This window comes from Marinilabilia sp., from assembly GCF_016278715.1.
In the GTDB taxonomy this organism is placed as follows: domain Bacteria; phylum Bacteroidota; class Bacteroidia; order Bacteroidales; family Marinilabiliaceae; genus Marinilabilia.
Genome location: NZ_JADQBH010000035.1, coordinates 1 through 10,320 on the forward strand (window position 1 = coordinate 1; position 10,320 = coordinate 10,320).

At 39.4% G+C, this 10,320-nt stretch carries 4 protein-coding genes; 1 reads left to right on the forward strand and 3 read right to left on the reverse strand.

Annotated features, from left to right (window positions below):
- The first annotated feature begins 130 nt into the window (after window positions 1-130).
- The gene (locus tag QZZ43_RS02615) at window positions 131-856 is read left to right on the forward strand and encodes a hypothetical protein (RefSeq protein ID WP_291855973.1); all 726 of its coding nucleotides are present in this window, start codon (window positions 131-133) and stop codon (window positions 854-856) included.
- A gap of 12 nt (window positions 857-868) precedes the next feature.
- Here the strand turns inward: QZZ43_RS02615 and QZZ43_RS02620 are convergent, their stop codons facing one another.
- The 3 genes from QZZ43_RS02620 to QZZ43_RS02630 form a co-directional block, all read right to left on the reverse strand.
- Window positions 869-4,648, reverse strand: coding sequence for a hybrid sensor histidine kinase/response regulator (locus QZZ43_RS02620; RefSeq protein WP_291855975.1), 3,780 nt, complete (start codon window positions 4,646-4,648; stop codon window positions 869-871).
- A 494-nt stretch (window positions 4,649-5,142) separates the two neighbouring features.
- On the reverse strand, window positions 5,143-9,705 hold the full coding sequence (locus QZZ43_RS02625; protein ID WP_291855977.1) for a T9SS type A sorting domain-containing protein: 4,563 nt from the start codon (window positions 9,703-9,705) through the stop codon (window positions 5,143-5,145).
- 447 nt (window positions 9,706-10,152) lie between these two features.
- Window positions 10,153-10,293: a hypothetical protein gene (locus tag QZZ43_RS02630; protein WP_291855979.1), complete on the reverse strand. Its 141-nt coding sequence runs from the start codon at window positions 10,291-10,293 to the stop codon at window positions 10,153-10,155.
- Between the last annotated feature and the right edge of the window lie 27 nt (window positions 10,294-10,320).

Sequence of the window (10,320 nt, forward strand, 5' to 3'; positions counted from 1 at the left end):
GGTTTAAGGGATGAAATCCCTTTTGTGAAATATTTTGGACACTAATGATGTTTGGTACCAAAATAAATCCTTACAAACGAAGTGGAATAATCTCTTCTTCCTGACCGGACAACAACAAAAAAACAAAGAAATGGAAAAACAAAACCGAGCATTAATTATTATCATTCCGGAACTTATCCGTTTCAACATAAAAGTAATTTTCGGGAATAAGTTTGTTTACTTTCTTGGCGGAAGTTTCATTTTCTTCCTGCTGATAACGGGCATCAGTTTGTTTTCATCGTCCATTCCCGACATTGCTGCTCTCTATTATCAGTTGTTGTTTCCGGCATTGTTGCTCATTTTTTTTCCAACGGTGTATGGAATTCAGAACGATGAAGATGTTCGGATTCTGGAGATTCTTTTCAGTATTCCCAACTATCGATTTAAGGTATGGATGGTAAGGATGCTCATTATTTTACTGATGGTATGGGCCGTTATTCTGATGCTTTCGTTTCTGGATAATTTTATTCTTTTACGTCATAACATTCTGGCATTATCCATCCAGTTGATGGTGCCGGTGACTTTCTTCGGAACGGTGGGCTTTTTCTTCTCAACAATTATTCGCAACGGGCATGGGGCAGCCGTTGTGGTAATTATTCTGGCCATTGTTGCCTGGTTTCTGGAGATACTTTCTAATGAGTTGTCCGTCATGACCTGGAGTGTATTTTTCAATCCTTTTGATATGCCATCCGACACTAGTATGGTGGTCTGGGATTTGGCAGTGGTGCGCAATCGTACTTTTCTGCTGGTTGCTTCAGCAGTTGCAGTTCTCTGGGGCATGCTGAATCTTCAGCAGCGCGAAAAGTTTATGCGGTAGGAAACTTCCTGATTAAAGAAACTTCGAAATAACAGAGATTAAATGATTAGGATTGATGGGTTTGGAGATATAATCCTCAAAACCATGTTTTCGGATTTTTATTTCATCCTCAATTCTGGCATAGGCTGTTTGGGCAATAATTATTTGGTTGGGAACAAGGTCTTTTATTCTCTCAAAAGTCTCAAATCCGTCCATTTTTGGCATTTTAATATCCAGTAAGGCCACATCAAAGTGATTTCCTTTTCTGAAATATTCGAGAGCTTCCATTCCATCACTTGCCCAAACAATATTGATGTTGGTTGGTTTTAATACTTCTTTGAGATAGCGGAAATTGGAGTTCTCATCCTCGATAATTATTAATTTCTTCCCTTTCCAGTCGGTTTTTAAGGCATACAAAGGCATTTGCCCTTTAACCGTTGCATTTTTTGTTATTGTACTTCCTGGAAGAGATAAAGAGAATACAGAACCTTTGCCTACTTCTGATTCGAGTGTAAGACGTGCTTGGAGGAGTTGAGCAAGTCTGTTGGAAATGGCCAGTCCCAATCCAATGCCACGTTTGGCCATATATTGGTCGTTTTCGAGCCGGAAAAATTGGCTGAATATATTTTTTTGTTCGGCCACAGGAATGCCTGGCCCAGTGTCTGAAACAGAAATTATAAGTTCATCATTTACTGCAGTGGCTTTAAGTTCCACCGCTCCCTTATCTGTAAACTTGGTGGCATTGCTAAGTAAATTGAAGACAATTTGTCTGATCCGAAATTCATCCGATAAAATAACAATGTTTTGGTTCTTTAATTCATTTACTTTTCTGAGTTCAATTTCAAGGTTGTTATTCTGTAATAAAAAGGAAGAAAATATGTTGTCCAATAAAATATTCAGTTCAAATTTTTTCCGATGTATTTTCATCTGATCGGCTTCAATCATGGAAAAATCCAGGATGTCTTCCATTAGATAGAGAAGACCGTCAGCATTAATCTGGATAAGTTTTATGAATTCCGATTTTTGCCATTCATCCATCGTTTCATCGCCCAGGAGGGTGGCAAACCCAACAATAGCATTCATGGGAGTGCGGATTTCGTGCGACATATTGGCAAGAAAGTAGGATTTTAGTTTGTCTGATTTTTCAGCCTTTTCTTTAGCCAGTTTGAGGTCCCGGGTTCTTTCTTCAACAAGTTTACCCAGATGTTTTTCATGTTTGACCAATTCATCGTGTTGAATCAGTAATTCTTCCTTCTGGTCTTCCAGAACTTTATTTTTCTCCGTCAGTTCTTCAGATTGTTTTTCAATTACACGGGTTCTTTCTTTTACTTTTTGTTGAAGCCTTGCAGTCTCTATCAATAATTTTTTGTTTCGCCAGCGAATAATCAAAAGTACTGTGAAAATTGCGGCAAGAGCCATCAGGATTATAAATGCCCTGGTTTTGTAAAATGGAGGACTGATAATGATACGAATTTGTGTGGGGACGTGATTCCATAAACCGTCACTGTTGGCTCCCTTTACTTTAAAAGTGTAATCGCCCGGGTCGAGGTTGGTGTAGTTCGCTGTTGCATTCTGGGTGGTTGTCTCATGCCATTCAGTTTCGTAGCCATCAAGCATATAACGGTATTTACCTTTGTGCGAGAAAGTAAAATTAATTGCCTGAAAATCAAAAGCAAGAATTCGCTGGTTGTGTTTCAGGTTAATTCTTTTAACATACTTCACCGGTTTGTCGATGGGTGCGTTATCATTGTGAAAGTCAACTTCTTGATTGTTAATGTAGAATCTTGTTATGTAAACCTCCGGCAATGTTTTGTTTTGAGGAATTCTATTGGGATAAAACGAAATAAAACCTTTTACCCCGCCAAAGAATATTTCTCCATCTTTTGTTTTCAGGTAGCTCTGATTCAGAAAGTGATTTCCGGGGAGCCCATCATCCATTGAATAATTAGAGAATGTCTTGTCTTTGGTGTTGTAATAACTTAGTCCGTTGTGCGTTGAAATCCAAGGATTAAGGAGGGAGTCCAGTACTATGGCAGAAATATAATTATCGGCAAGGCCTTCCCGTGTTGTGAGATTATTAATAATTTTTCCATCTCTTGTACAAAGAAAAAGACCTTCTTTCTGGGTTCCAATCCATAAATATTCCGGATCATTTACGTTGATAAAGGTAACTTCCGGAAGAGAAATTATTTTTTCGAAAAATTTACCATTTTCGCGAAATTCAAATACGCCCTTTACTTTGTTAAGATAAATTCTTTTCTGAGAATCTTCGAAAATTACGGGCATGTGAAAGGTTTCAGGATTGGGTTCCATGAAATACTGGCCCATAATATTTTTATCTTCATCATAGAGGTCAACCTGGCCAACCGGATTGGTTATCCAGAAGCGATTTTGTGAATCGTGGATTATTTTCCAAAGGTTTTCTCCGTGAAAACCACCATCGTTTAGCCGTTCAAAATTTTCAATCGCAAACGTTCCGGTTTCTTTATTGAACTTATTGATGCCCCCATCCCAGGTAGCCATATAGATGTTGGCCTCAGCGTCTTCAGTAATACCGCGTACCACATTTGATGATATGGAGTTTGGATCGTTAGAATCGTGGAGAAAGAAATGAAATTTCTCGGTTCTTCGATTAAACCTGGCCAAACCCCCACCATCTGTACCAATCCATATTTGGCCTTCAGCATCTTCAAAGAAATTAGGAATGATGTTGAAGATTGGGAAATTGAATTCCCCGCTTCTAAGATTGATGTTTACCCCTTTATTGGTATAGGTATTGAAAAAATTTTCTTTTGGGTTATAATAGTTTATCCCTCCTCTGGATGTTCCTATCCATAATATATCTTCGCGGTCATAATGAAAACAATAAACTCCGTTTGAAGTAAGGGTTCCATGTTGTGGATCGTTTGTTTTGATGTATCTTATTTGTTCGGTGGCAGGGTTTAGTATATTAATACCTCCCTGGTCAACAGCAAGGAGCAGTTGATTGTCCTTCCATTCCAGAATGTCCATAATCAATCTCTTATTGGTGCCTGTTCCATTTTCATTGACCGGCCAGTATCTGAAGGCTTGTGATTTCGTGTCGAATTTTGACAATCCTGTTCCCCAGTTACCAATCCAAAAGTTGTTTTTGGAATCAATAAGGATTTTTTTGCTGTAAAAACTGCCCTTTTCTATTTGTTCATCGGGGAAATGAATGAATTTATTCTTCTCGGGAATGAACTGATAAATACCGTTGGATGTAGTAACGACCCAATATCGGCCATCTTTATCCTGATCCATACCGGTAAAATTATTGGAATGATGTTTTTGTTGAATGTGGAAATTTTGAAAGTTGTCATTTTCAGGCAGATACTTATTGAGGCCCCAGGTGGTTAATATCCAGAGAGCACCATTATTGTCAATATACAACTCGTTGATGTAGTTGTTGGAAAGTGTGGTCGTGTCGTTTGTATTGTTTAAATATCTTTTGAAATTGTCTGTTTTCCGTTGATAAAGATTTAGTCCGGAAATGGTTCCTATCCAGAGGTTGTTTAATGAGTCTTCCTCAATGGAAGTGATGCCGTCATTGCTCATGGATGAACTGTCTGATTTGCTATGCAAATATCGGGTGATGGTATGGCTGTCATGTTTCATGAGCCCCACACTGTTATTGGCAATCCAAAGATAGCCCTCATGGTCGCGGTGGATATCCCTTACCAGACTTGGGTGTACTTTAGAGGGTAGGGAGCTGATCTTTATTTGTCCCCCGGTTAATCCCACATAACTCAACAAGATTATTGTCAGAGCCCAATGAAGCTTCCATGTACCCATTGTTCGCTTTCCTTTATGGTAGTTTAAGTTGTCCAGCGTATGTTCTTTATAATATTATTTAACGGGGATTAGAAAAGGTAGTGCGATTATGAGGAAGAAAAAGGGATAAAAGGTGGTTTTTTCTATGTACTCTTTTACTCTCTTTTAGGTTTCGATATTGTCGGGTTTTATCAGAATAATTGACAAAATAAACAATAAAATTGGGGAAATGATAGAATTGAGATAGAAAAAGAACTGTTTCCGGCCTCCCAATCACTGTTGTTTGCTAAGGTCAGATTCTCTTGGGTTAAAAAAAAGAGGAGGGAGGCGTTACTGCCCGTTATTGGGAGCAACGCGAAACAATAATTATCGAAATCGTCTAAACTTATATCACTTGCTGTGCACGAGTGTTGTGTTATGTATAAAATAACCTTGATTTTAAGACCCACCTGCCAAGGTGGGCTTCAAATAAAACTTGCAGCAGCTCAAAAATATTTATTTTGGACAGAGGCGGTCTATTTTATTCTTTTTTGAATCAGAATTTTTTGTGTATAGGAGTGAACAGAATTCCTTAGTGAGACCAGGTAAATCCCCGACGGGTTCCCGGAAATATCCACCGTATGTTTGTTTGCATGAGCTTGCAACCTTGCTGAGTAAACCCTGTTTCCACTGATGTTATATACTTCCAGAATGGTCTCTTCGCTCAATTCCGGACAGGTGATTTGAAAACGCCCGTTGTTGGGGTTTTTGCTGATAAAGAAATATTCTTGTTCAGGGTTTTGTAGCCCTACATCATACTCCGCATCAAGTTTGAGGTTCCAGCTAAATTTTTTTATCTGATTTCCATACCTTCCGAAATCCCATTCCAAATAGTAACTGGTATTTTTGGCGATGGAATCCAATGTGATAGAAGTCATGAGGGTCTCACCAGGCATTGCATCGGTAAAATCGATTGCCCCCATCCAAACCAGGGTGTTACAGTTACCTCTGTATAACCTCAGACTTTCAATTTTTAACCGTTGCAAATCTCCTGATTTTGCACTGATAATGTATCGACCTGATTTGTCCAGTCGCATTTTATACATCAGGTTGTAATCGACGAAGTTGGAGTGAATATCTCCCGGCTTGGCTGGTTGGGCATTTATACATTCCCCACTCCCTGATAAATAAAATTGGGCCAAACTCCACCAATAATCTGTTTTCCCTTTTTCGGGCATGGCCCATTTTATGTAATGTTCTGGTTTTTCTGATAATTGATATACCGGTATTTCCAGGTCTGATACCATGGGACTCATTTTTCTTTCAGAGGATGGATAACGAGAAAAAAGTTCAAGGTCGGCATAAGCTTTTTGAGGCTTATCGGATTCTATGGTGTAAAAGGCTTTTTCTTCTCCCGACAACACAAACCAATCATTGATAAAATCAGTATGTCCCAGCAATTGGGTGTTGACTGCCAGGGTATCTATAAATCGGTTTTCGATGGTCCAGGTAAAACTATCACCCGGTTCATTAATACACTCAATGACGAAGTTTCCACCATAATAAGGGTGTTGAATCTCTGCCTCTGTGGAATCCTCATTAAAACTTATTCCTTCTTTTGAACTTTCATATTCGTGAAAAACATTCAATTTCCTGATTTTTCCTTCTTCATGGGGAATTGTAATTTCCAGAAACTGACTTTCAGAATAATCCTGGTAGGCAAAAAACTGGCTGGTGCTGTCGGTGACAGTTCTAACATTCTCTCCCAGGCTGGCTTCCAGCGGGTCTTCTTTAACGTCACCTTTGGCCACATAAATAAATTCCCACTCGTAGGGGGCGGTTATTTTGTCTCCCCGCCAGCGAATATAGTAAGTCTCATTTGCAACACATTCTTCCGATAGACGCGCTTGCTCTTCACCATTATATCTATCGTTACTGAAAATTTCTGTGAAACTAAGCCCATTGGAGCAACCAGAATGAAGTTCCACTTCTGTATCCTGGTCTGTTAACCCGGCGGAGTTGAGGGTAATATTACCATCGTGCAAAGGTGTAAACCGGTACCAAATGTCACCGTTGCCGGAGTGTTCCGCTAGGTTCATACCCATTTTCACTTCTTTTGCATCTTGGCAGTAGCCATTGGGTGCATAAGTGGATTCTGATAACTCCCACTGAATCTGATCGTCTGAAATATAACCCCAGGTTATAAAATAGGTGGAATCTTTAATTGCCTGAAAAGTGTGTTTTTTGTTATCACCACACCATGTTCTTTCAATCAGTTTTAATTCCTGAGTACAATTAAAATAGATCCTGGGTTGAAGATAAAGGTCAATATTATCTTCGATGTTGCAACGGGAAAGGGTGATTTCTGCATTGTTTTTTGCTGTGTATCTGAACCAAAGGGCTTTGTTGGAATTTGAGGTATGCAAACCTTCATCAATAGTGGTTGGATTGGTGCAGTGAGTTCCTTCTTCAAAAAGGGCTTCCTCCAGGTTCCATTCCATGTTGATGTCTGTTCCTGTGGTGTCGGAAATGAATTTTATATAATAAGTATTATCAGGTTGAATGTCGAATTGTATTGATTTTTGGTTTTCGCCACAAATTTGGCTGGTTGTATCCTCGTCCCAACGGCTTTCGTTTTCAAATACTTGGATGTCAGGGGAGAATGAAGTTTCTGTACCGCAATTTGACAGGATGATACGGCCCTCAATGCTAGCCGTATATTTTAAAAACTGTATGTTTGTTTCAGCAAAAGTAACCTGGTTCAGCCCTTCCGTTGCCTGCTGTGCATTTCTGCGTTCAGACCCTTCAAGAGATGGAGTCTCGGTAAAAGAAAAGGAATATGGATTGTTTGAATAATCTTCGTACCAAACAAAAAATATGGTGTCTTCAGGATTACAGGCAAACTCAATTTCTGATTGAAGTTCACAGGCATCACCATTAAATATTGTAGTGGAAGTTTGGTTGATGCTGTCATAAACTGCAATAAAAGTATCTTCATCGGTCAGGTCGCAAGTGCTTATTTTTATGTTTCCGAGGCTTTGTGGAACGTAATAATAATATGTAGGCATGCGATTGGTCTTAGCCATTTCATTGATGCCTTGCACTGCTTCCAATGCATTATGAATTACGTCCCCGGGAACGGGTTCTTTTTCGGTGAGTGTCCATTCGAATGAAACATCTGATTGGTTGTTGAACCAGTGAATGTAAAGAGGTTCACCGGGTTTGCACCGGGTCGCAGCTTTCCCAAAGTCCTGGCTACGTGTGGTTACAAATTTTGAATTGTTATGGGGTCTGTAAATTTCCAGCTCCGGCATGGGAGACAAGTCATTGGGCATATCAATCACTATTTTGCCGGTACTTTTCGGATGATAGATAAACCAATGGTCTGTGTTGGTCTGGATTTGATGGTTTCCGGCAGTAATTTCCAGAGGGAATTCTTTAGCTCCAATTGGTTGCGCTGTTTCCTTAATTGAAACATCGTAAAGGTTTTCAATGTGATGCCCTTTGGTTTTAATCAATATCTTTTCACCGGCATTCAGATAAATCTTCGCGTAATCTTCTTCAGCCACAATCATAGAGTCGCAGGAAAGATAAAATTCAATGTCCACGTATTGTTTCTCTGTTTCCAGACCGGTTGCCTTTACACTAACCAGGGAACGTTCGCGGGAGGTGTATTCAAACCAATAATCGGTATTGCCCAATAAGGTTTTAGAAGTTTCCGGGGAAATAAACTGGGGAGCAGAGCAGAACTGTGGATTTTTCTTCAGGTCCCAATAAATCCCTTCAATGGAACTGTGTCCTGAGTTTCCAATGTAAATGAGATAGGGAACCGACTCTTCTGCCTTAAAAAATATGGTTCCTTCTTTTCCCTTTGAGTTTTCGGTGGTATCCGAGGCCAGTAGGATGCCGGACTTTTCGTCGAAAAGATGAATGGTGGTTTCAGCAAAAGCATCATATTGAGTAGTTATCTGTACATCGACGGTGGCGTCAGGAGTGTAACGGAACCATTCACCTGTGTTGTATTGCGTTGTGGCGAAATGAACACCTTCCTGAATCTCTTTGGGGTTTAGCCTGTCTTTCCCGATGTTGGTTTTCTCGGTTTGGGTGTTGAAATAAAACTCGGTTTGGTGACGAAACCGGATTATGTATTCAATATCTTTTTTATAGTTGAAGTGAAAATATTCATTCTCCCAGTTAGGTTCTTCAAAATAAACATGAACATCTGTTCCGGTTTCCTTTTCCCAGGCTTCCAGAATGATATCACTGTCGTCCATAAGATTTATTTTTAAGACTCCTGCTGAATCCGCTATAAAACGATACCAATGGTCAATTCCTGTTTGGGGATTAAATCTGGTAACCTGCTCAATGGGAAGTAAATCAGTATTATCCCAGGTTTTTCCGTCTTGGGGAGTTTTATTTATCAACTTCCAGGATAAATCGACGAAGGAGTTATCGGTATTAAGCCAATGAAAATAGTAAACCTCCCCTTTTTGAGGTGAAAAGGAAAAAGCGCTTCTAAAAGGGGCATATCTGGACTGAATGAGGTGACTCTCATCTACCCGGGTTTGATAGACCTCATAATCGTAGGAGGAACTCTCCATTTCAACCCATTGATTTCCATCACTTACGTATTTGTACCACACATCGTAACCAGGGAATATCTGGAATTCCATTTTTTCATTGGTTACTTCAATGGCCGTAGAGTGGTGCTCTCCGGGGCTTAAATTCTCCTCAATGCAATCCCATTTGTAACCAGTTTCTGCATACAATCCTCTCCATTTGATAATATAGGTGGAATCGGGTTCAGCTACAAATCTTATTCTTGACTGGGCATTTTTATAGTCGTCACTTCTAAGAAATGGGTCTTTATAACCTTCGTAGTACACTTCAACGTAAGTATCTGCTTCAGTTTTGTCGACAGAGGTCAAAATGACCCATGTAGGAGCGTCGGGACTATAGGAAAACCATTCATCATTTCCGCTGTCATGCGTGCATTGATGAGTTCCCGCGGAAATTTCTTTTGGAGACACATTGGTTTGGGCAGGTGTTGCTGTTGAGCAAAACAGAAGCAGGGCTGCAAAAAAATGGGTTGGTTTCATTTTGTAAGCTTTGGATTAAGGGACTTTGTCGAAACAGGCTGATGATTTAAGTCGGTTCTTAAGAACTTTTACAACTAAAAAATTTTTGCGACCTGTCGTTTTTAAATATTGCTAAAGAGCAAAATAACTGAGATTTAAACGGTCAACTTATTTCAAAATACCCTTTGTTCGGTTTCAGGAATAAAATTAATAATGTTTTTGAAATTTAAGTGTGAAAATTCCAAAAATGAGATAAGATTGCTAATTATTATTTTGCTTTTTACCTGGATTGCATTATTCAATGCTCTATTCTCTGGTTGTTTTAGCTTCGAATTATTGGCTTCCCCGTTTATTTACTGTGAACTTTTACACAAATAGAAATGGGATGTGAAGCGGGGTGTTATCCACTTCAAATCCCATTTGATACCAAAATAATTTTATGTGAAGAAATCTCTTTAAAAACAAAAACTACTTGTGCTCGTCTCCTCTTATTTCTACCCTGCGTATTTTTCCACTTATAGTTTTAGGCAACTCATTTACAAATTCAACAATGCGCGGATACTTGTATGGAGCTGTCGTTTGTTTCACATGGTCCTGAATTTCTTTGATGAGAGATTCGGAGCCTGTATAACCAGG

Bases quoted from the DNA above. Each gene is read 5' to 3' on its own strand.
- QZZ43_RS02615 (WP_291855973.1), top strand. From the start codon at position 131: ATGGAAAAACAAAACCGAGCATTAATTATTATCATTCCGGAACTTATC.
- QZZ43_RS02620 (WP_291855975.1), bottom strand. From the start codon at position 4,648: ATGGGTACATGGAAGCTTCATTGGGCTCTGACAATAATCTTGTTGAGT.
- QZZ43_RS02625 (WP_291855977.1), bottom strand. From the start codon at position 9,705: ATGAAACCAACCCATTTTTTTGCAGCCCTGCTTCTGTTTTGCTCAACA.